This window comes from Mycobacterium sp. AZCC_0083, assembly GCF_014202335.1.
In the GTDB taxonomy this organism is placed as follows: domain Bacteria; phylum Actinomycetota; class Actinomycetes; order Mycobacteriales; family Mycobacteriaceae; genus Mycobacterium.
On sequence record NZ_JACHGP010000014.1, the window covers coordinates 63,285 to 84,011 of the forward strand.

16 protein-coding genes and 1 pseudogene are annotated in these 20,727 nt (G+C 67.5%); 9 read left to right on the forward strand and 8 right to left on the reverse strand.

The genetic code is table 11. The annotated features are described in order from the left end of the window. Window positions 1-11 precede the first annotated feature (11 nt). On the reverse strand, window positions 12-773 hold the full coding sequence (locus HNP02_RS30015; protein WP_184444289.1) for a hypothetical protein: 762 nt from the start codon (window positions 771-773) through the stop codon (window positions 12-14). Between the two features lie 159 nt (window positions 774-932). Here HNP02_RS30015 and HNP02_RS30020 point away from each other — a divergent pair, with 159 nt between their 5' ends. Together HNP02_RS30020 and HNP02_RS30025 are read left to right on the forward strand one after the other, a co-directional pair. Further along, the gene (locus HNP02_RS30020; protein WP_184444290.1) at window positions 933-2,216 is read left to right on the forward strand and encodes a multidrug effflux MFS transporter; all 1,284 of its coding nucleotides are present in this window, start codon (window positions 933-935) and stop codon (window positions 2,214-2,216) included. A 228-nt stretch (window positions 2,217-2,444) separates the two neighbouring features. Then, window positions 2,445-4,562 carry an MFS transporter gene (locus HNP02_RS30025; RefSeq protein WP_184444429.1) on the forward strand — a complete coding sequence of 706 codons (2,118 nt, stop codon included), beginning with the start codon at window positions 2,445-2,447 and terminating at the stop codon, window positions 4,560-4,562. A gap of 1 nt (window position 4,563) precedes the next feature. On the opposite strand, the gene HNP02_RS30030 is transcribed toward HNP02_RS30025, so the two are convergent. From HNP02_RS30030 to HNP02_RS30040, 3 genes are read right to left on the reverse strand one after another with little or no spacing between them, the layout of a single operon-like run. Then, window positions 4,564-5,910: an FAD-binding oxidoreductase gene (locus HNP02_RS30030; RefSeq protein WP_184444430.1), complete on the reverse strand. Its 1,347-nt coding sequence runs from the start codon at window positions 5,908-5,910 to the stop codon at window positions 4,564-4,566. 8 nt (window positions 5,911-5,918) lie between these two features. Further along, the gene (locus HNP02_RS30035) at window positions 5,919-9,356 is read right to left on the reverse strand and encodes a TM0106 family RecB-like putative nuclease (RefSeq protein ID WP_184444291.1); all 3,438 of its coding nucleotides are present in this window, start codon (window positions 9,354-9,356) and stop codon (window positions 5,919-5,921) included. A 42-nt stretch (window positions 9,357-9,398) separates the two neighbouring features. Next, the gene (locus HNP02_RS30040; protein ID WP_309241742.1) at window positions 9,399-9,947 is read right to left on the reverse strand and encodes an LppP/LprE family lipoprotein; all 549 of its coding nucleotides are present in this window, start codon (window positions 9,945-9,947) and stop codon (window positions 9,399-9,401) included. A 71-nt stretch (window positions 9,948-10,018) separates the two neighbouring features. Here HNP02_RS30040 and HNP02_RS30045 point away from each other — a divergent pair, with 71 nt between their 5' ends. Together HNP02_RS30045 and HNP02_RS30050 are read left to right on the forward strand one after the other, a co-directional pair. Beyond that, complete coding sequence (locus HNP02_RS30045) at window positions 10,019-11,692, forward strand: DEAD/DEAH box helicase (RefSeq protein WP_184444292.1); 1,674 nt, start codon at window positions 10,019-10,021, stop codon at window positions 11,690-11,692. Beyond that, window positions 11,689-12,825 carry an acyltransferase gene (locus tag HNP02_RS30050; protein WP_184444293.1) on the forward strand — a complete coding sequence of 379 codons (1,137 nt, stop codon included), beginning with the start codon at window positions 11,689-11,691 and terminating at the stop codon, window positions 12,823-12,825. Before HNP02_RS30045 ends, HNP02_RS30050 begins: the two co-directional genes overlap by 4 nt. Here HNP02_RS30050 and HNP02_RS30055 read toward each other — a convergent pair. Next, window positions 12,815-13,429, reverse strand: coding sequence for a TetR/AcrR family transcriptional regulator (locus HNP02_RS30055; protein ID WP_184444294.1), 615 nt, complete (start codon window positions 13,427-13,429; stop codon window positions 12,815-12,817). The genes HNP02_RS30050 and HNP02_RS30055 overlap by 11 nt on opposite strands. A 90-nt stretch (window positions 13,430-13,519) precedes the next feature. Between HNP02_RS30055 and HNP02_RS30060 the strand changes: the two genes are divergently transcribed. Both HNP02_RS30060 and HNP02_RS30065 read left to right on the forward strand, forming a co-directional pair. Beyond that, entirely contained in the window at window positions 13,520-14,185 is a 666-nt protein-coding gene (locus HNP02_RS30060) for a peroxiredoxin-like family protein (protein WP_184444295.1), read from the forward strand. A gap of 97 nt (window positions 14,186-14,282) precedes the next feature. Continuing rightward, window positions 14,283-14,696, forward strand: a pseudogene (locus HNP02_RS30065) (siderophore-interacting protein); the annotation flags it as partial. Here HNP02_RS30065 and HNP02_RS30070 read toward each other — a convergent pair. The 3 genes from HNP02_RS30070 to HNP02_RS30080 form a co-directional block, all read right to left on the reverse strand. Beyond that, window positions 14,668-15,258 carry a TetR/AcrR family transcriptional regulator gene (locus tag HNP02_RS30070; protein ID WP_184444296.1) on the reverse strand — a complete coding sequence of 197 codons (591 nt, stop codon included), beginning with the start codon at window positions 15,256-15,258 and terminating at the stop codon, window positions 14,668-14,670. The pseudogene HNP02_RS30065 and the gene HNP02_RS30070 sit on opposite strands and share 29 nt — an antisense overlap. A gap of 1 nt (window position 15,259) precedes the next feature. Beyond that, entirely contained in the window at window positions 15,260-16,510 is a 1,251-nt protein-coding gene (locus tag HNP02_RS30075) for a cytochrome P450 (protein WP_375373722.1), read from the reverse strand. An 82-nt stretch (window positions 16,511-16,592) separates the two neighbouring features. Further along, window positions 16,593-17,798: an ROK family transcriptional regulator gene (locus tag HNP02_RS30080; RefSeq protein WP_184444298.1), complete on the reverse strand. Its 1,206-nt coding sequence runs from the start codon at window positions 17,796-17,798 to the stop codon at window positions 16,593-16,595. A 119-nt stretch (window positions 17,799-17,917) separates the two neighbouring features. Here HNP02_RS30080 and HNP02_RS30085 point away from each other — a divergent pair, with 119 nt between their 5' ends. The 3 genes from HNP02_RS30085 to HNP02_RS30095 are packed head-to-tail and all read left to right on the forward strand — an operon-like array spanning window position 17,918 to window position 20,699. Beyond that, window positions 17,918-18,964 carry a substrate-binding domain-containing protein gene (locus HNP02_RS30085; RefSeq protein WP_184444299.1) on the forward strand — a complete coding sequence of 349 codons (1,047 nt, stop codon included), beginning with the start codon at window positions 17,918-17,920 and terminating at the stop codon, window positions 18,962-18,964. Then, on the forward strand, window positions 18,961-19,950 hold the full coding sequence (locus HNP02_RS30090) for an ABC transporter permease (RefSeq protein WP_184444300.1): 990 nt from the start codon (window positions 18,961-18,963) through the stop codon (window positions 19,948-19,950). Before HNP02_RS30085 ends, HNP02_RS30090 begins: the two co-directional genes overlap by 4 nt. Further along, complete coding sequence (locus tag HNP02_RS30095; RefSeq protein ID WP_184444301.1) at window positions 19,947-20,699, forward strand: ATP-binding cassette domain-containing protein; 753 nt, start codon at window positions 19,947-19,949, stop codon at window positions 20,697-20,699. Before HNP02_RS30090 ends, HNP02_RS30095 begins: the two co-directional genes overlap by 4 nt. Window positions 20,700-20,727 lie beyond the last annotated feature (28 nt).

A 20,727-nucleotide genomic window follows, 5' to 3' on the forward strand; every position in this document is an offset into this window, starting at 1 on the left:
TCCAGAGCGGGCTACTGCTGCGGCTGCGGCGCCACGGGAAGCACGTGCAACGTCGACGGCCAGCGCGGCGGCGGGTTGCCGAACGCCTGCCGGGAGTTGGCGATGATCTTGCGGCCCATCATCCGGTTGCCGACACCGCCGACGACGGCGCCGATCCCCACGGGCAGCAGCTTGCCGAACGCGATCGCGCCTCGTTTGAGGGTATAGCGCTTGACGAAGTACTTCAGCAGCCGCGAGTTGAGCTGGGACACGGCGGGCAACGGCAGCGATGCCGCGCCGTCGGAGATCCACGCACCGCTGGTGCGGCCCGGCCCGATCAGGTCGGCGACGGCGTGCTTGCCGTCATCGCCGACCAGCACGGCAAGCACCAGTGCGCGGCGGCGCTCCCTGTGGTCGGCGGGGATGCCGTAGACCTCGGCGGTGGCGAGCACGAAAACGGCCGTTGCCTCGAGGAACACCACCGTCTCGCCGGCCACCGCGGACAGCGCAACGAGCGTGCCGATACCGGGGAAGGCGGCAGCGGAGCCGACGGCGGCGCCGCTGGCCATCACCGCGGCCAGGTAGTGCTTCTCGAGCTTGCCGACGATCTCGGCAGGCGTCGCTTCCGGATCGTGCTCACGAAGTCGTTCGACGTAGGCCTTGACGGCGGGGCCCTGCACGCGCGCCCCGCGCTCGATGATTTGCGACAGCGCCCGGGCAGCCACGCTCGGGTGGTCGTCCGAATCCTTGCCGACCGCTGGAACTCGGCTCTTGGTGCTGGAACGAGCGCTCATTCGTTGGGCCTTCCTGTGGCGTACCTGCTGATTGCCAGGCTACTTGGTTGCACAACGATCGACGGTGGCCCCGGGGTGCCCCGCGGTGACGGCGGTCACGTTCAGTAGCTCTCACGGCTCTCGGGAAGAAAATATTGATACGCGGTGCTAATCATTTTCATGGCATCATCGCCCAACGTGGACCTCAGGAGCGCCGAAACCGTGGCAGTAGATACGCGCCCCTCACCAAGTAGGACCCGGATGATCGTCGTGCTGGGTCTGCTGGTCGCGTTGGGGCCGCTGACGATCGACATGTACCTGCCCGCACTTCCACGCATCGCCGACGAGCTGTCGGTGTCGTCGTCGGTGGCTCAGCTGACGTTGACCGGCACGTTGGCTGGGCTGGCCCTTGGGCAGCTGATAGTCGGTCCGCTGTCGGATTCGTTGGGACGCCGCCGTCCGCTGATGGCGGGAATCGTGCTGCACATGCTCGCCTCGGTGATGTGCCTCATTGCGCCGAACATCGTCGTGCTCGGCGTGGCCAGGAGCCTGCAGGGCGTGGGTGCGGCCGCCGCGATGGTGGTGGCCATCGCGATCGTCGGCGACCTGTTCACCGATACGGCGGCGGCCACCGTGATGTCGCGGCTGATGCTCGTTCTCGGGGTGGCACCGGTGGTGGCACCGTCGCTGGGCGCGGCAGTGCTTCTGAAGGCGTCCTGGCACTGGGTGTTCGCCGTGCTGGTGGTGCTGGCAGGCCTACTGCTGCTGCTCGCCGTGCTGGCGCTGCCGGAGACGCTGCCCAAGTCGCATCGCAGGCCGCTGAAGGTGAAGGGCATCCTCGCCACCTACGGCAGCCTGTTCCGCGACAAGCGGTTCGTCGTCCTGGTGCTGGTCGCCGCGCTTGGCATGTCGGGCCTGTTCGCCTACATCGCGGGCGCATCGTTCGTGCTGCAGGGCCGCTACGGCCTTGATCAGCAGGAGTTTGCGTTGGTCTTCGGCGCAGGCGCGGTGGCGCTGATCGGCACTACGCAGCTCAACGTGGTCCTGCTGCGACGGTTCAGCCCGGCGACCATCGTGGTGTGGGCGCTCACGGCCTCCGCGTTGCTCGGGGCCACGTTCGTCGGACTCGCCGCGGCAGGTGTTGGCGGGCTGGCCGCGTTCGTGGTGCCGGTGTGGGCGATCCTGGCGGCAATGGGCCTGGTGATTCCCAATGCGCCCGCCCTTGCGCTGTCGCGGCACAAGGAGGCCGCCGGAACGTCGGCGGCGTTGCTGGGTGCCGGGCAGTTCGGCCTCGGTGCCGCGGTGGCGCCGCTGGTCGGCGTGCTGGGCAACGACGAGTTGGCCCTTGCCGTGGTGATGACGGTGGGTGTCGTGGTTGCACTGTTGGCGCTGCTCGCGGTCGGTGTGCGCGATCCAGGCGACGACGATGCCGTCGCGGTGGGGATGGTCGCCGACCCTGCGTGACGGTGACTGGGGCGAGCGAAGCGACTGGGCATTGAACTTGTCGGGATTCGGGTCGGTCCGTAGCGTCGGCTAGACACCTTCGTTTCGCATGGCCGAGTGGATATTGCAGACAGTGCTTCCCCAACTGGTTCCTCCGCACGCGGCCCGGATCGCCACGGCGCGGGTCGTGCTGGGTCGCGCGCCGACCCGGGTGCGGTGATGACCTCGGGGCGAGCGAAGCGACGGGGAATGGTTGCGCCCGGCGCGTTGGGCCCACCGGTCCATCCGAACGCCGCGGCGCCCGATCCGTGGAACGCGTTGTGGGCCCTTCTGGTCGGTTTCTTCATGATCCTGGTCGACGCCACGATCGTGTCGGTGGCCAATCCGTCGATCATGGATCACCTCGACGCCGACTTCGACGCGGTGATCTGGGTGACCAGCGCCTACCTGCTGGCCTATGCGGTGCCGCTGCTGCTGGCTGGCAGGCTCGGTGACCGGTTCGGGCCGAAGAACCTCTACATCGTCGGGCTGGCCGTGTTCACCGCCGCCTCGCTGTGGTGTGGCCTGTCGGGCAGCATCGAGATGCTCATCGCGGCACGCGTCGTGCAGGGTGTCGGCGCGGCGCTGCTCACCCCACAGACGCTGTCGACGATCACCCGGATCTTCCCGCCAGAACGCCGCGGCGTCGCGCTGAGCGTCTGGGGCGCCACCGCAGGCGTGGCGACCCTCGTCGGACCGCTGGCAGGCGGCGTCCTGGTCGACGCGCTTGGCTGGCAGTGGATCTTCATCGTGAACGTGCCGATCGGCATCGTTGGCATCGCGCTGGCCTACTTCCTGGTTCCCGTCCTGCCCACCGAGAAGCACAGCTTCGACGTCATCGGGGTGGTGCTGTCCGGCGTCGGGATGTTCCTAGTGGTGTTCGCGCTGCAGGAGGGCCAGTCACACGATTGGGCGCTGTGGATCTGGGGCATGATCGCCGCAGGCGTGGCGTGCACAGGGGGCTTCATCTACTGGCAGGCAGTCAATCCCCGCGAGCCCCTCATTCCGCTGAACATCTTCCGCGACAACGACTTCAGCCTCTCCAACGTCGGCATTGCGGTGATCGGCTTCGCGGTGACGGCGATGGTGGTGCCCGTCATGTTCTACGCGCAGGCGGTGTGCGGGTTGACGCCGACCCGGGCCGCACTGTTGATGGCGCCGATGGCGGTCGCGACGGGTCTGCTGGCTCCGTTCGTCGGCAAGCTCGTCGACCGCGAGCATCCGACGCCGATCGTCGGGTTCGGCTTCTCGCTGCTTGCGATCGCGCTGACCTGGCTGTCGATCGAGATGACGCCGACGACGCCGATCTGGCGGCTGGTGCTGCCGTTCATCGCGATGGGCATCGGGATGGCCTTCATCTGGTCGCCGCTGGCCGCCACCGCCACCCGCCACCTTCCGGCCGCACTCGCTGGCGCAGGTTCGGGCGTCTACAACGCCACCCGGCAGGTCGGCGGCGTGCTGGGCAGCGCCAGCATGGCCGCGTTCATGACGTCGCGGATCAGCGCCGAGATGCCCGGCGGTGGCGAGCGACCCGGTGCCGAGGGATCGGTCACCAAGCTGCCCCCGTACCTGCACGAGCCCTTCTCGGCCGCTCTGTCGCAGGCGCTGCTGCTACCCGCGTTCGTCGCGTTGTTCGGCGTCGTCGCCGCGGTGTTCCTGCGCGGGTTCGGCGAAGGCCCGCCCCGCGTGCAGGATCGGGCCGACGACGGCCCCGACGAACTCGAGTCGTTCACCGCAGCGCTTCGGGTTCCGTTCCGGGCCGCGCGTGCCCGTTCCCGGGTCGATACGCTGCCGCCCGACTACTTCCCCGACGACGACGACTACGTCGAGTACACGATCGACTGGGACGAACCGCGTCCCGCGACGAGCCACCCCGTTGTACCCAGAGTGGCAGAAGCGGTGGCCCCCATTCCTTCGCCGCCCGTCGCCGAGGTGATCCCCGCCGACGAGAGCGACACCGAAGTTCTGCACGTGCACGTCGAGCATCCGCTGCACGCGCCCGCCGACACGTGGCACGGCGGTCCCGTCGAGACCTGGCACAGCCTGCTGGACGACGAGCCCGGCGAGGCGCCCGTCGAGCCGGAGGATGCGCCGTGGCGGAGCATCCTCGACGATCTGCTCGACGGCAGGCCCGCGGCGCCCCAGCCGGTCTCCGAGCCGGCCCCCGAGCCGATCGGATTCGCCCACAACGGTTTTCACGTCGACCACGACCAGCACTTCCAGGTACCGCCGCCGGTGCCCGAGCCAAGCCGCGGCGGCAGGCACGCCCGCGGCAGTGACGACGACGCGGGCACCTACGGCAAGCACTCGATGCGGTTCCGCGACTGAGTCAGCCGAACAGCACCGCGGGGTTGAGGTAGCCGCCAGGATCGAACGCCGCCTTCACGGCGCGCATCGCGGCGATGTCGGCATCCGTGCGGGACATCGACAGGTAGTCGCGCTTGCGGCTGCCGACGCCGTGCTCGGAGCTGACGTTGCCGGAGAAGGTCGCGATCAGCGCCATCATCGCCGAGTACAGCGCCTTCTCGCGGTCACCTTCGAGCGTGCAGCGCACCAGGTTCAGGTGCAGATTTCCCTCACCAATGTGACCGAACAACACCGGGATCGCGTCCGGCGCGTGCTCGGCGACGAGTTCGGTGGCTGCCGCCGCGAAGCCCTCGATCCTCGCCAGCGGAAGGGAGACGTCGAACTTCAGCGGCGGGCCATAGCGGCCGAGCACCTCCGCCACCGCCTCGCGCACCTGCCAGAGACGCTGCGCAGCGTTGACGTCGATGCCGACTGCGGGCTCGCCTGCCATGTCGGCGTGCTCGAGCGCGTCGGCCAGCCGCTCGGTCTGGTCGGTGTCGCCCGCCAACTCGATCAGCAGCTGCCATGCGCCTTCGACCGGCGCGTTGATGCCAAGGTGCTCTGCGGTCAACGCGCTGGCCCGCGCGTCGATCAGCTCGAGGGCGGCGATGCCGTCGGCGTCGCGGAACTCGCGGCCCACTTCGATCAGCGGGCCGAGGTCGGCGAACCCGGCGACGGCGGTGACCCGATGGACGGGGGAGGGATGCAGCCGCAGATCGAGTCCGGTGATCACGCCGAGCGTGCCCTCGGCACCGACGAACAGCGCCGCCAGGTCGTAGCCGGTGTTGTCTCTGCGGACCTCGCTGTGCCTGCGGACCAGCGAGCCGTCCGGCAGTGCGACGTCCAGCCCGAGCACTTGTTCGCCCATGTTGCCGTAGCGCACGGTCCGCAGGCCGCCTGCGTTGGTCGACGCCATGCCGCCGACCGTCGCTGAATCCCTTGCCGCCAGGTCGACGCCGAACACCAGGCCCGCGGCGGTCGCCGCGCGTTGCACCGCGGCTAGCGTGGCCCCGGCACCAACGTGCACGCGGCGCTCGACGGTGTCGACCTCGCCGATGCCCGCGAGCCGTTCTGTGGACAGCAGCACGTCGTCGTGTTCGGGCACCGTGCCCGCCACCAGCGACGTCCGGCCACCCTGCACCGTCACGTAGACGCCGGCGTCACGGCAGACCCGCAAGACCGCGGCGACGTCCTCGTCGGAGCCGGGCCGCACCAGTGCGCCCGCGTGGCCCCGGTAGCGGCCGGTGTGGTCGACGCTGCGGCCGTCGAGCACGTCGGGGTCGGTGCTGACGTGGCTGGCTCCGACGATCGCCGCGAGCCGGTCGGTCAGGGTGGGAGTCACTCCGTCGGTGTATCACACGAGGGCGTGAGCGCCAGGAACGCACCGAGGTCGATCAGGCCCTGCGGCGTCGACGGCAGGTACTCGGTCAGCAGCGTCGAGCGCACGATCACCGCCGCGTACTTGGCTCTGCTTACGGCGACGTTGAGCCGGTTTCGGTTGAGCAGGAACGAGATTCCGCGTGGCACGTCGTCCGCCGATGAGGCCGTCATCGAGACGAACACGACGGCCGCCTGCCTGCCCTGAAACTTGTCGACGGTACCCACCTCGACGTCTGGCAGATCGGCGGCGTCGAGCCTGTGCCGCAGCGTCACCACCTGTGCGTTGTACGGCGTGACGACCAGGACGTCCTTCTGCTCCAACGGCCGGGTGCCCGCCTCGTCGGTCCACGGGGTGCCGAGCAGGCGGCCGATCTCCGCGACGATCGCGTCAGCCTCCTCGGGGCTGTCGGTCGAGTTGCCGTCGTGGTCGACGCTCAGCACGCTCACGCCCGGCGTCACGCCTTCCAACCGGCGGGCGGCGCTGACGTCCTCGCGGGAGTGCAGCTGCCCGTCGTAGGACAGCCGGGACACCGGGCCGCACACCGCGGGGTGCATGCGGTAGGACAGGTCGAGGAAGTAGCCGCGGTCGGCAGGCAGGATGTGGTGGTTCTCCACCAGCCAGCCGAGGGCGGACTCGTTCACCGGCTCCGGGTGGGTGCCCTGACTGACCTGAGGCAGCTGCTGCGGGTCGCCGAGCAGCATTAGATTCCTGGCCGAGGGCGCCACTGCGATGGTGTTGGCCAGGCTGAATTGACCGGCCTCCTCGACGACCAGCAGATCCAGGCTCGTGCGCGGAATCTTGTTGTCGTTGGCGAAGTCCCACGCCGTCCCGCCGACGACGCAGCCGTCGTGCCCGGCGATGAAGCCGGCGAACTCCGGGTTGGTGATCTCGGTCCAGCCCCGGCATTCGGAGTTGAGCTTCTTGGCCACCAGCGCCCCGTCCACGCCTGCGCGGATGACGTCGGCGAACAGGTTCTCGACCACCGCGTGCGACTGTGCGACCACTCCGACTCGCCACCCGTGCGCGTTGACGAGGCGTTCGATGACCTTGGCCGTGGTGAACGTCTTGCCGGTGCCGGGCGGCCCGTGCACCGCGAGGTAGGACGAGTCGAGGTCGAGGAGTGCCTTTTTAATGTCATCAGCGATGGCGCCATCGCGTCCGTCGCCGCGGGGGAGCGGATCACCAGTGACCGTGCGGGGCGCGCGGCGTAGCAGGACGTCGGTGACGGCGTCGGGCGGCAGCGCGGGCAGTCCGGCCGCGACGACGGCAGCTGTGGTCGCGATGGACTCCTGCAGCGGCTTGGTGTTGATCGGCGGGCCAGGTGTCAGGGCGAACGGCAACTGCTCGAACACGTCGCCGTCCTTGGGTTGGCGCTCGCAGACGAGGACCACGGTAGGCGCTTCGGGATTGTCACACTCAAGCACCGTCACCGAGCCGAACGCCCGCCGGTCGGGGTCGTCGGCAAGGCCGGCGGGCGCGGGCGGGTCATACAGCGCGTACATCTCCCGGTCGAGGTCGCCGTTCGCGAGTTCACCGGTCAGTCGCACATGCCGCTGCGGCTTTCGTGCCCTTGGCGGTTGGTGCCAGTCGGCGACGATCTCGGTCCGGTCGGCGATGAAGACGTCGCTGTTGTCGGCCCATTCGTCGACGGGATTGTTGACTCGGTCGAAGTGGGCCCACCAGAACGGCTTGTCCTCGCGCCGGTGAAACCCGCGCGCTGCCGCGACCATCGCCACGGCGGTCTGCTCGGCGGTGCGTTCCTCGATGCCGTCGCCTGCAAACTTGAGCAGTCGGCGTTCGAGTTCGTCCGCGGGTTCGGCTTCCCCGCGCTCGGCCACTGGCAGCGGGCCGCGCGGCGGGACCCCTGACTCGATGGCGCGCGCCATCAACCAGTCGCGCAGCCGACGCGTCGACCGGCAGTCGTAGCGGTTGTAGTCCTCGATCTCCTTGAGCACGATCGCCGCGTCGTCGGCACTTCCCGCGTCGCGCAGTTCGCAGAACCGGGCGTACTGCGTGATCGAGTCGGTTGCCGTGGTGACCTCGCCACTACGCAGCTCGTTGCCCATGTAGAGCGGTTCGAGGTACTTGATGCTGTAGCTCTCGGTACCGACCTGAATGCTCTTGCGTACCAACGGGTACAGGTCGACGAGGACACCGTTGCGCAGCATCTCGTCGACATCGTGCTCGCCGACTCCGTAGCGGCCCGCCAGCCGTAGCAGCGTGCTCTTCTCATATGCCGCGTAGTGGTAGACGTGCATGTCCGGATAGCGCTTGCGCCGCTTGCGCACCATGGCGAGGAAGTCGACGAGGGCCTGCCGCTCACTGGCCCGGTCGTGCGCCCAGTACGGGGTGAACTCGTCGGTGGTGGTGAGCACGCCCCACAGGTACTCCAGACCCCACTCGCGGCCGTCGACCGTCCACAACGGGTCGCCCTCGAAGTCGAAGAACAGATCGCCCTTGTTCGCGTCCGGCAGCACCATCAGCGGCTGGGCGTCGAGCACTTCGTAGGGCGGCTTGCCGTCCACCCGGTCGGCGACCTGAAGACGGGCCTGCGCGGTGAGCGTCTTCACTGTGCGCGCGGACAGTTCAGGAACCGGGCCGACGTGGCCGGCCAGGTCGTGCAGCGTGCTGACCCCCGCGTCGATGAGTCGTGCGCGCTGGCTGACCCGCATGCCTGCGACCAGTAGCAGGTCGTCGTGCTCGCGGACCCGCACGTCGCACTCGGGGCAACGGAAGCAGGCCCGCACCTGCTGGTCGTCCCACGACACTGCGGCCCCGCCGGCGAGATGGCCGTCCAGCAGCCGCTGCAGCGCGGCCCGCCGCGGCAGGTAGACCGGGAGCAGCTCGTCGACCCGATAACTCGCGACCACCCCGTCACCGAGGACGAGTTCCACCTCGTCGGCCACCGGTACGCCGTGCCTGGCGAGGGTGTCGGCGTAGGCGGCGAGTTGCAGCAGCGCCTCGACCTTCACCGAGCGCGCGAGCTTGGTGTCCCGCAGCCGGTACCGGTCGCCGTCCAGCACCAGGAAGTCCGCGAAACCGGCGAACCGGCCGTCGAACATCGCGGCCTGGTAGATGACGGGGGCGCGGCGCTCGACCGCCCGCATGGTCTGGTCGAAGGCCGCGGCCAGACCCGCGTCGGTGTATGGCGGACGGCCGATGATCGTGACGTCGCCGCCGAACTCGGCCCGCAGATCGTCGAGCTGACGGCGTTCGTGCTCGTCGCCGAGAGTCGCAGTGCGGGCGAGCAGTTCGTCCTCGACCGACACCTTTGGGCCACGGCCGAGCTTGGCGTCGAAAGCCCGCAACAGTGCGTACTCGCAACGTGCCGCGGCGGCGAGATCCGAGGCGCTGTAGATGACCTTGCCGTCGGCTCCCTCGGATGTGAGGAACACGTCCGCCACTGTAGGTCAGTGGGCCGACGGACCCGGCGTGCCTTAGCCCGTGTTGCCGATCAGCTCCACGCCGTTGCCGTTCCAGTGGAACCGCACCACGCTCTTCAGCCCGCTGGTGCCGCTGGCGTACATCAGTGCCACGGTGTCGCCGGTGGTGACCGTCAAGTCGATGCCGTTGAAACCGTAGGTGTCGGGCACACCGGTCGGGATGAACTTGCCCTGGTGGAACATCACCGCGCGGGTGTTCGCGTTCTCGGCGTTGGTGTTGGCCTTCACGATGACCACCGACAACGGCGCGCACTCGTTGTAGTTGCCGGCCAACGGCTCGGAGCTCCACGGCTGATTGCTGCGCGGGTCACGCGGAAGATCGGACACGGCCTTGGCGATCTCGGGTGCGGCGAGGTTCACCGCGCAGGGATCTGCAGGTGCGGGGGGCGCTCCAGGACCGGCCACGACGGTCGGCTCTCGGGCCTGCGTCGAGGAGGTGGCGGTCTCGATCACCGAGGGCTCTGGTGTCTTGGAGACGGTGGAGTCGCTGGCCCCGCATCCGGCAAGCACGAACGCCGCCGCCAGGATCGCGACCCACTTCACAACAGGGCACGCTACCCGAGGCCCGCCGCGCGGCAGATGAGGCCGCGATCTACCCGTAGACTCCTACCTCGATGACCTCGCCTGACACCGACGCGCACGACGCCGCGCCCACCTTTGCCGACCTGCAGATTCACCCCGCTGTGCTGCAGGCCGTCGCCGACGTCGGATATGAGTCCCCGTCGGCCATCCAGGCCGCCACCATCCCGCCGATGCTGGCGGGATCCGACGTCGTCGGGCTCGCGCAGACCGGAACGGGCAAGACGGCGGCGTTCGCGATCCCGATCCTTTCGAAGATCGACACGTCCAGCCGCATCACGCAGGCGCTGGTTCTGGCCCCCACGCGCGAGTTGGCGCTGCAGGTCGCCGAGGCGTTCAGCCGCTACGGCGCACACCTGCCGGTGAACGTGTTGCCGATCTACGGCGGCTCCGCCTACGGCCCGCAGCTCGCCGGGCTCAAGCGCGGCGCCCAAGTGGTCGTCGGCACTCCTGGTCGTGTCATCGATCACTTGGAGAAGGGCAGCCTGGATCTATCGCATCTCGACTACCTGGTGCTCGACGAAGCCGACGAGATGCTGCAGATGGGCTTCGCCGAGGACGTCGAACGGATCCTCGAGGGCACTCCCGAGTACAAGCAGGTCGCCCTGTTCTCGGCGACCATGCCGCCCGCGATCCGCAAGATCACCAGCAAGTACCTGCACGACCCCGTCCAGGTGAGGGTCGAGTCCAAGACCGCGACCGCCGACAACATCACGCAGCGCTATATCCAGGTGGCCGGGCCACGCAAGATGGACGCGCTGACTCGACTGCTCGAGGTCGAGCCGTTCGAAGCGATGATCGTCTTCGTCAGGACCAAGCAGGCCACCGAGGAAGTCGCCGAAAAGCTGAGGGCGCGTGGGTTTTCCGCGATGGCCATCAACGGTGACATCCCGCAGGCCGTGCGCGAGCGCACCATCGCCAACCTCAAGGACGGCAAGCTCGACATCCTGATCGCCACCGACGTCGCCGCTCGCGGTCTCGACGTGGATCGCATCTCGCACGTGCTGAACTACGACATCCCGCACGACCCCGAGTCCTACGTGCACCGCATCGGGCGCACCGGCCGCGCCGGGCGCTCCGGCGCCGCGCTGCTGTTCGTCACGCCAAGGGAGCGGCACCTGCTCAACTCGATCGAGCGGGTCACCCGCCAGAAGCTCGTCGAGTCCAGACTCCCGACGGTCGACGACGTCAACGCCCAGCGCGTCGAGAAGTTCCGCGACTCGATCACCGAGATGCTCACCTCGCCGGGAATCGAGTTGTTCCGCAAGCTCATTCAGGACTACGAGCGCGACAACGACGTGCCGTTGACCGATATCGCCGCTGCGCTTGCCGTGCAGAGCCGCAACGGCGAAGAGTTCCTGATGAGCGAACCGCCGCCGGACCCGCGCCGCCGTGAGGACCGTCCCGCACGCGACGACGGTCCGCGCAAGCAACGCGAGCGCCGCAGCGATCTGTCGACCTACCGCATCGCGGTCGGCAAGAAGCACAAGGTCGCTCCCGGTGCCATCGTCGGCGCGATCGCCAACGAGGGCGGGCTGCACCGCAGCGATTTCGGTCACATCTCCATCAAGCTCGACTACTCGCTGGTCGAGCTGCCTGCGAAGCTGTCGCACCAGACGTTGAAAGCCCTTGAGCACACCCGCATCCAGGGTGTCCCGATCAAACTGGAACCCGAACGTGGGTCCAAGGCGCGCCATAAGCCGAAGTGACGTTGCGCCAGGAACTCGACGCACGGGGCGGGCTCGAATCGGTGTCAGCCGGTCGAGTGGATTCGCTCACCGGCATCCGTGCGGTCGCCGCAATCCTGGTGATGCTCACGCACGCGGCCTACACCACCGGTAAGTACAACCTCGGCTACGCCGGACTGATCTACTCCCGCATGGAGATCGGGGTGCCGATCTTCTTCGTGTTGTCCGGTTTCCTGTTGTTCAGCCCGTGGGTGCGTGCTTCGGTACAGGGCAGGGACGCGCCGTCGGTGCGGCGATACGCCTGGCACCGGGTGCGGCGCATCATGCCCGCCTACGTCATCACGGTGCTTGCGGCCTACGCGCTGTACCACTTCCGAACTGCCGGACCGAATCCCGGCCACACCTGGCTCGGCCTGTTCCGCAACCTCACCCTCACGCAGATCTACACCGACGACTACCTGTTCTCCTACCTGCATCAGGGCCTGACCCAGATGTGGAGCCTTGCCGTTGAGGTCTCGTTCTACGTGGCGTTGCCCGTGCTCGCCTGGCTTCTTCTGGGGGTGCTGTGCCGCAGGCGGTTTCGCCCGATCCGCTTGATGGTGGGGCTGACGGCGCTGGCGTGCATCACGCCTGCGTGGCTGGTGCTGGTGCACACCACTCATTGGCTGCCCGACGGTGCGCGGCTGTGGCTGCCGACGTATCTGGCGTGGTTCATCGGCGGCATGATGCTTGCGGTGTTGCGGGAGACGGGTGCTGCGGCCTACGCACTGGTGTGCGTGCCGCTGTCGATCGTCTGCTACCTGATCGCCTCGACACCGATCGCCGGTGCGCCAACCACGTCGCCGTCCGAACTGCGCGAGGGATTGGCGAAGGCCGCGTTCTACGCCGTCATCGCCACGCTGACCGTCGCACCGCTGGCACTTGGCAATCGCGGTTGGTACGCCCAGTTCATGGCGAGCCGGCCGATGGTGTTCCTCGGCGAGATCTCCTACGAGATCTTCCTGATCCATTTGGTCACGATGGAGTTGGTGATGGTCGAGGTGCTCCACTTCCCGATCTACACGGGGTCGATGTGGTGGTTGTTCGTGGTCACGCTGCTGGTGACGATTCCTCTGGCGTGGTTGTTGCACAGGGTCACCCGGGTCAAGACCTAGAGGAACTGCCTGCGGCCGTGAACGATTCGATGTGGTCGATCATGGTGTTGAGCCCGATCTCGAGGGGCTCACCGTCGCGCAGCGTCTTGCTCAGCAGAAGTCCGCCCTGCAGTGCGGTCAGGAGTGCGGTCGCCAGTCTGTCGACATCGGTGCCGGCCACGAACTCGCCGCGATCTGCCATGGCGGCCAGGCCGGCGCGGATCGCCCGTTGCCAGCGTCGGTAGCTCGCTGCGAGGTCTTCACGCGCAGCGGTGTCGTTCTCGGCGAGTTCGCTGGCCAGCGTGCCGAGTGGGCAGCCGCCGCGGTAACCGCCCTTCCGCTGCAACGTGACGATGAACTCGGCCCATGCGCGCAATGCGTCCACGGTGTCGAGGCGGGCCAGCATCGTTTCCTGGGTCCCGACGATGGCATCGGTCTGGTGCTCGATGACGGCGCGGGTTAGCGACCGTTTGTCGGCGAAGTAGTGATAGATCTGCGATGAGCTGACCTTCGCCGCCGCGCGGACGTCTTCGGTGCTGGTGGCGGCGACCCCGCGGGTACACATCAGGGTGGCGGCGGCGGCCACGATCCGATCCTGGGTGGCACGCCCCTTCGCGGTGACCATCCAGCAACCCTACAAGATTCTGGAGTGGACAATCCAAAATCTGAGTGCTTTTATGGAGTGATCAATCCAATCTTTCGTGAAGGCGGTCCCATGACGACTCAGACATCCAGCATCGGGGAGCAGGCGCAGGCGTTCCTGGTGGGACCCGCCACCGCATTGCCTGCGGAGGCGATGGACGCGTTCGCCGCCGAACAGGCCGAGCTGGACGAGGCGGGTGTGCCCGCGGGGGTGAGCGCACCGGGTGCGCCGATGCCCGACGGCGAGCTGCTCGACGTTCGCGGCGGCGCGACGTCCTTGGCGCAGGTGCGCGCCGGGCGGCCCGCGGTGGTGGTGTTCTATCGCGGCGCGTGGTGCCCGTTCTGCAATATCGCGTTGCGCACGTACGAGGCCGAATTGGCGCCCGCCCTTGCCGATCGCGGTTTCGTCATGATCGCGGTCAGCCCGCAGAAGCCCGACGGGTCGCTGAGCGCCGCGGAAACCAACCAATTGACCTACGCGGTGGTGTCCGACCCCGGCAACCAGCTCGCCTCTGTGCTGGGCATTCTGACCGAGCCCTCCGCGGAGGCCGCGACAGCTCAGCAGCAGGTCGGACTGGATCTGGCCGAGCACAACGCCGATGGTGGTGTGACGTTGCCGATGCCCACGACGGTGGTCGTCGATGCCGCGGGGGTGATCCGCTGGGTCGATGTGCACCCCAACTACACGACCCGCAGCGAGGTGCCCGACATCCTGGCGGCGGTCGACTCGATCGGCTGACCTGTCACTTCGCGTCGGCTCTGCGGTGTTGGCGAGCGTCACTCGCACTTCGACGCCGTAGGCGCAGAGCCGACGCGAAGCGCGCACACGGCCCTCTCACGAGGTGACGGTGCTCGGCAACAACTTCACGTTGCCAGAGCTCGCCCGCGGGGTACGTCATCGTGGGCGACGCCGCGTCGCTTCCTGCGATCAACTCGCTGCTCGACGCCATCGCCCGGGCGAGCGAAGCGACGGGGGGTGGCATCGTCAAGCCCTCCAAGGTCTTCCTCGAGTCCGCCCACGATGACGATCGCGAGCTTCCGGCCGGCACGGCCGAGGTGACGTGGGTGGATCGCAAGAAGGCAGGCGAGGCTCTGGGGAGGCCGTCGGCGCATCCGCGTTCGACGCCGCCGACCACTTCGGCTGGGTGGCGTGTGACAACCGCACCACTCGCGCGGTGGCCAAGATCTTCCGCGAGGACTACAAGATTCCGCGCAAGTCGATCAAGGTCCAGGCGTACTGGGTGGCATGACCCCCAGAGTCGGTGCGACCATCGGCAGCACGAACTCCTCGAGCATGACCCGCTCGTCGGCGTCGTCGTGACCGGGGAACACCAGTAGCGAGATCATCACACGGACCAGCCAGCGCGCCCGCTGCTCGACGTCGTCGATGCCGAGGGAGCCGAGGAAGGCCTCCGTCAGTGCCTTGATGACCTCCGAGCGTTCGGCCATCTCGCCACCGATCGGGCGTTGGGCCGAGGCGAACCACGATGACAGCGCAGGACTTTCGCGGACGCAGCGCAACGATGCGACGACGCCTTCGAGGAGCCGCTCTTGCGGATCGGCGATGCCCGCGATGCGCTTGCCCGTCGCGCTGAACACCCGATACGTCTCACGGTGCACGTAGGCGGTGTACAGCGCGTCCCGGTTCTCGAAGTAGCGATACACCGTCGCGCGGGAACACCCTGCCGCCCTAGCGATCTCGTTCATCCCGACGGTGGCGGCATCCTGTCTGGTGAACAGGTCCTCTGCCGCGTCGAGGATCCGGTCGGCGGCCACCTCGGTGCGCCGCGCGGCCAGCCAGTCACCCGCCACGCTAGGACACATCCCCGGGTCGCTTCGCTCCTGCCCGCCGGCCCACCGTGAACGGAACCGACAGCGGCCGTCGCACGTAACTGCCACCGGCCCAGACGATTGCGTCCTCGTCGACCTCGAAGTCGGGGATGCGCGACATCAGCTCGGTCAGTGCGACGCGGGACTGCATGCGAGCGGCGGCCGCCCCGAGGCAGTGATGCGCTCCGTGGCTGAAGGACAAGATGTTGCGCGGCTTGCGCGTGACGTCGAGTTCGCCTGCGTCGTAACCGTACTGGCGTTCGTCGCGGTTGCCCGACCCGTAGAGGAACATCACACGTCGACCTTCGGGGATGGTGGTGTCGCCGATCGTCACGTCACGGGTCACGGTGCGGCCAAGCATCTGCACTGGCGACGTGAGGCGCAGGAACTCATCGACGGAACCGCCTATCAGATCGGGGTTTTCGGCGAGAAGCCGACGCTGATCGGGACGTTGGTGCAGCAGCTGCACCGAGCCGCCCAACATCCCAGTGGTGGTGTCGTTGCCGCCGGTGACCATCGTGAAGGTGAAGGCCAGGATCGACAGCACCCCTGCGATGTCACCGTCGGCGCTGACACCCGCGGCGACCAGATGCGAGACGGTATCGTCCTCGGGCTCGCTGCGGCGCCGCTCGATGAGTGATGTGAAGTAGGCCATCATTCCGCCGAGGGCGTCGCCGAGCGTTTCGAGCGCGCCGCCGATACCGCCCTCCGCGGTGTTGGCGGCGACGATCGCGTCGGTCCAGCCGTCGAACTGGTTGCGATCCCCTTCGGGCACGCCGAGATAGTGCGCGACGACCATCGACGGCAGCGGCTTGAACAGCTCGCCGACGATGTCGCCGCCGCCGTTGGCGCGGATGCGCTCGATGCGTTCCACGACGTACTCGCGGACCTTCGGCTCCACGGACTCGACCTGGCGCGGAGTGAATCCGCGGGACACCAGCTTGCGGAACTCGGTGTGCACCGGGGGATCCTGCATCACCATCGGCGGGTTGTCGGCAAGACCGATCAGCTCGAGCTCGCCGTAGTTGATCGTCAGACCCTGCGCCGACGAGAACGTCTGGTGGTCGCGGGCCGAGGTGAAGATGTCCGCGTGCCGGGACAAGACGTAATAGTCGTCCTCGGGCTTGTCCTCGGGGACGACGTGGTGCACGGGGTCGTCGTCGCGGAGTGTCTTGTACATCGGCCAGGGATTCGGCCAGGTCTCAGCCCTTCCGAGCTGGAATCGGGCAGGCATGCGATGAGACAAAGCAGCTGACATGTCTTATGAATACGACATAATGCGCCGCGTGTCAACATTGGGCTGATAGTCAGCGCGCCTACGAAGTGAGTGCCCCGATGCGTTCCAGCGAGAAGATCTCGTCGGACAACAGGACCGCGAGGCCGACCAAGCCGGCTCGCGGGTCGAGTTGGCTGCGGACGATCTGCAGATTGCGCGTGGCCAGCGGCAGCGAGCGTTGGTAGACGATTTCGCGGATGCCCGCCAAGAGCGGCTCTTCGGTTCCGGCGAGTTGGCCGCACACCGAGATGATGCTGGGGTTGAACAAGCTGACTGCGTCGGCAACGGCCAGCCCGAGGATGCGGCCCGCGCGGCGCAGAAGTTGTTGGGCGGTGGTGTCCCCACTCCGCAGACATTGCACGACGTCGTTCACCGTTTCGACGTCCTTGCCCGCAGCGCGTAGGTCGCGGGCCATGGCCCACCCTCCTGCATAGGCTTCGACGCAACCGGTGTTGCGGCACCTGCAGAGCGGTTCCTCGGCGTAACCCTCGGGATGGCCGTGGGGGAGTCGGAGATGGATGTGGCCGATGTCGCCTGCGGCTCCGTCTGCGCCGCGGTGGATCTGGCCCGAGGCGATCAGCCCGCTGCCGACGCCGGTGCCCACCTTGAGCATCATCATGTTGGGCACGTCTGGATGGATCGCGCGGTGCTCTCCGACGGCCATCGCGTTGACGTCCTTCTCGACCACGACAGGACAACCGAAGTCGCCTGCGAACCAACCGCGGATGTCGAAGCGGTCCCACCCGGTCATGATCGGCGGGCTGACCACCCGTCCTGCGGCGAAGTCGACCGGTCCAGGGACGGCAAGGCCGATCCCAAGAACCTCACTTGCGGAGCGTCCACTGCGCGCCAGCAGATCGGAGAAGTCGCGGCTGATCTGACCGAGTACCGGGTCGGGACCGGTGGCGATGTCGATGCCGTGATCGATTTCGGCCAGAACTTCGCCGCTCAGATTGCAGAGAGCGTTGCGCATGGCGGTGGCGCCGACGTCGGCAAGCAGTAGTAGGCCGCGGTTTCTGTTCAGCGCGAAAAGGCTTGCGGGACGGCCTCCCGTCGCGCTCGTGTCGGCGGCCACCACCAGCCCCGCCGAGACCAGCGCGTCGAGACGCTGATTGGCCGTGGAGCGGGACAAGCCGCTGCGTCGGACCACGTCGGCGCGGCTCAAGGTCGCTTCGGTGCGGAACATCGTGGCGATGCGAAACAGGTCGGCGTTTCGGCCCGCGGGCGTCGAGGACTCGACCGTCATGTCGCCCGCGTCCTCTCCGCCGGTGGTACTCGGATGCTTATGCTACACGGATCCTTGCTTTTGTATAACTTTAGTTTAAAGTCATCGTTAATCGAACATAACGAGGATGGAGATCACTCATGCAGGTGCCACTGAGGTCATCGAAGACGGTCAAGTCGGACACGGCACCGGGGGCCGTGTTGTCGGGGGCTGTGGTGCTGGCAACAACGTTGGCGCTGTCCGCGTGCTCGTCGTCCTCGAGTGAGCCGAGCGTCGCGGCAATCCTCAAGGGTTTGGACAACCCGTTCTTCCAGACGATGCAGAGCGGGGTGCAGGATGCCGCCAGCGCCAACAAGGTCAAGGTGGAGGTTCAGGCGGCGACCTCGGTCACCGACACCACGGGTCAGGCCGACAAGCTCGCCGCACTGGCCAACCAGGACTACTCCTGCTTCATCGTCAATCCGATCAGTGGTACCAACCTGATTCAGGGCATCGCGAAGCTGGCCGCGGGGAAGAAGACCATCGTCAACATCGACTCGCCCGTCGACCCCGACGCCGCCAAGCAGGCCAATGCCACGATCGCCAGCTACATCGGCACCGACAACGAGGCGGCGGGCAAGCTGGCAGCCGGCGAGATGCTGAAACTCCTCCCCGGCGGCGGCAAGGTCGTCGCGATCGGCGGCACGTCCGGTGACGTCACCAGCGCGGCCAGGATCACAGGCTTTCAGGAGGCCGCCAAGGCGCAGCCGTCGATCACGATTCTCCCTACCGTCGCCGCCAACTGGGACCGCCAGGAAGCCCTGACCCAGGCGAGCACGCTGCTGCGCGCCAACCCCGATCTGGCCGGCTTCTTCGTCGCCAACGACGACATGGCCCTTGGCGTGGCTCGGGCCGTCGCCTCGGCCAACAAGATCGGCGCGGTGAAGATCGTCAGCGTCGACGGGCTCAAGGAGGCCCTCGAGGGTGTCAAGAGTGGCGAGCTGTCCGCGGTGGTGGCTCAGTATCCATTCGTGATCGGCCAGATGGGCGTCGAAGCCTGCAAGGCCGTCACCGCAGGAAAGACGTTGCCCGCCAACGTCGCCGCCCCCGTGGAACTGGTCACCAAGGACAACGCCGACCAGGCCATCGCGGCCACCCCCAAGCCGTTTGGTGAGTACGCCGATCCGTTCACGGCGCTCCTCAAGTGACCGCGCCCACCGCGGAGGCACCACCGGGCGGGGCGCAGCCGGGCAACGCCGTCCTTGAGCGGGCGAAGGACCTGTCGTTCTGGGCTGAGTGGGCCTCGCTGGTCGGTCTCGTCCTGCTGGTCGTCATCTTTCAGAGCGCCAATTCGACCTTCCTGACACCGGGCAACGTCGAGGCGATGCTGGTGTCGGCGGCCATCTTGATCGTGCTGACGATCGGGCAGACGTTCGTGGTCTCCACCGGGGGCATCGACCTATCGGTCGCTTCGACGATGACGTTCGCGGCGGTGTCGTTCGGATTGACGTACGTGCACACCCACCAGCTGTGGCTGGCCATGCTGGTGGCGCTGCTGGCGGGCGCCGCCATCGGCGTCGTCAACGGACTGATCGTGTCCAAGGGCAAGATCACCGACTTCATCGCCACGCTCGGCACGCTGTCCGCCGCGTCGGGCCTTGCCCTGATCCTTGCCAACGGCAAGCCGACCACCGTCATCGATCCGCTGCTGCTCAAGCTGTCCAGCGGCGGGATCGGGATCTTCGGCTACTCATTCATCATCGCCGTGGTCGTCGACGTCATCGCGCACGTCGTCTACTTCCGCACCCGGTTCGGCACCCACGTGCTGGCCACCGGCGGGTCGGTCGAGGCCGCCGCAGCGACCGGAGTTCGGACCATGCGGGTCAAGCTGGCCGTCTACGTCATCGCGGGCACCCTCGCGGGGCTGGCAGCCATCCTGCTCGTCGCCCGCGTCGGCGCGGCAGAGCCTGCCGCCAACACCGCGTTCCTGCTGAATTCCGTTGCGGCCGTGGTGTTGGGCGGTGTCAGCCTGGTCGGTGGACGGGGAAGCATCATCGGGCCCGTGCTCGGTGCGCTATTGCTGACCGCACTGACCAACGGGCTGACGCTGGTCGGCGTTTCGGAGTTCTACCAACCGCTGTCGGTGGGCATCGTCGTGGTGCTGGCCGCTCTGCTCTCGAGGTTCCAGAAATGACCTCGACAGGAGATTTGCTCACCGTCACGAACGTGTCGCTGTCGTTCGGCGCAGTCAAGGCGCTACGCGAGGTCAGTCTGACGCTGCGCCGGGGCGAGATCACCGCGCTCGTCGGCGACAACGGGGCAGGCAAGTCCACGCTCGTGCGCTGCATGTCGGGGATCCACCGGCCCGACGCCGGCGAGATGACCTTCGACGGCGACGTCGTGACATTCCGCACCCCCGACGATGCGCGCGACGCCGGAATCGAGACGGTGCACCAGAACCTGGCACTCGTCGAGGACCTGACCGTCTGGCAGAACCTGTTCCTCAATCGCGAGAAGACGATCGGCGCCTTCCCCTTCCGGCTACTCGACCGCCGCGGCATGAAACGCGAAGCGGATCGGATGGTTTCGGCCCTTGCGGTCAACGTGCCTGCGGTCACCTCGCGGGTGCGCAGACTCTCCGGCGGACAGCGACAAGCGGTATCGATCTGCAGAGCAGCCAGTTTCAGTTCGAAGCTGGTGATCATGGACGAGCCAACGGCCGCACTGGGCGTCCAAGAGACCGCGAAGGTCGAAGAGCTGATTCGCAAGCTTCGCGATGACGGCCACGCAGTGCTGCTGATCAGTCACAACTTCGAGCAGGTCCTTCGCCTGTCCGACCACGTGTGGGTCATGCGGGCCGGACGCTGCGTCGGCGGGCGCCGCACTGCCACCACCACCGGCGAGGAGGTCGTCGGCCTGATCACCGGCGCCATCCCCGCTTGATGCCACTTACCGTCTCGATCAAGGAGTT

Excerpts from the sequence above, each read along its gene's own strand:
- HNP02_RS30095 (WP_184444301.1), top strand. The coding sequence starts at position 19,947 with ATGACCTCGACAGGAGATTTGCTCACCGTCACGAACGTGTCGCTGTCG.
- HNP02_RS30015 (WP_184444289.1), bottom strand. The coding sequence starts at position 773 with ATGAGCGCTCGTTCCAGCACCAAGAGCCGAGTTCCAGCGGTCGGCAAG.
- HNP02_RS30075 (WP_375373722.1), bottom strand. The coding sequence starts at position 16,510 with ATGCCTGCCCGATTCCAGCTCGGAAGGGCTGAGACCTGGCCGAATCCC.
- HNP02_RS30055 (WP_184444294.1), bottom strand. The coding sequence starts at position 13,429 with ATGGTCACCGCGAAGGGGCGTGCCACCCAGGATCGGATCGTGGCCGCC.
- HNP02_RS30060 (WP_184444295.1), top strand. The coding sequence starts at position 13,520 with ATGACGACTCAGACATCCAGCATCGGGGAGCAGGCGCAGGCGTTCCTG.
- HNP02_RS30080 (WP_184444298.1), bottom strand. The coding sequence starts at position 17,798 with ATGACGGTCGAGTCCTCGACGCCCGCGGGCCGAAACGCCGACCTGTTT.
- HNP02_RS30045 (WP_184444292.1), top strand. The coding sequence starts at position 10,019 with ATGACCTCGCCTGACACCGACGCGCACGACGCCGCGCCCACCTTTGCC.
- HNP02_RS30020 (WP_184444290.1), top strand. The coding sequence starts at position 933 with ATGGCATCATCGCCCAACGTGGACCTCAGGAGCGCCGAAACCGTGGCA.
- HNP02_RS30085 (WP_184444299.1), top strand. The coding sequence starts at position 17,918 with ATGCAGGTGCCACTGAGGTCATCGAAGACGGTCAAGTCGGACACGGCA.
- HNP02_RS30025 (WP_184444429.1), top strand. The coding sequence starts at position 2,445 with ATGGTTGCGCCCGGCGCGTTGGGCCCACCGGTCCATCCGAACGCCGCG.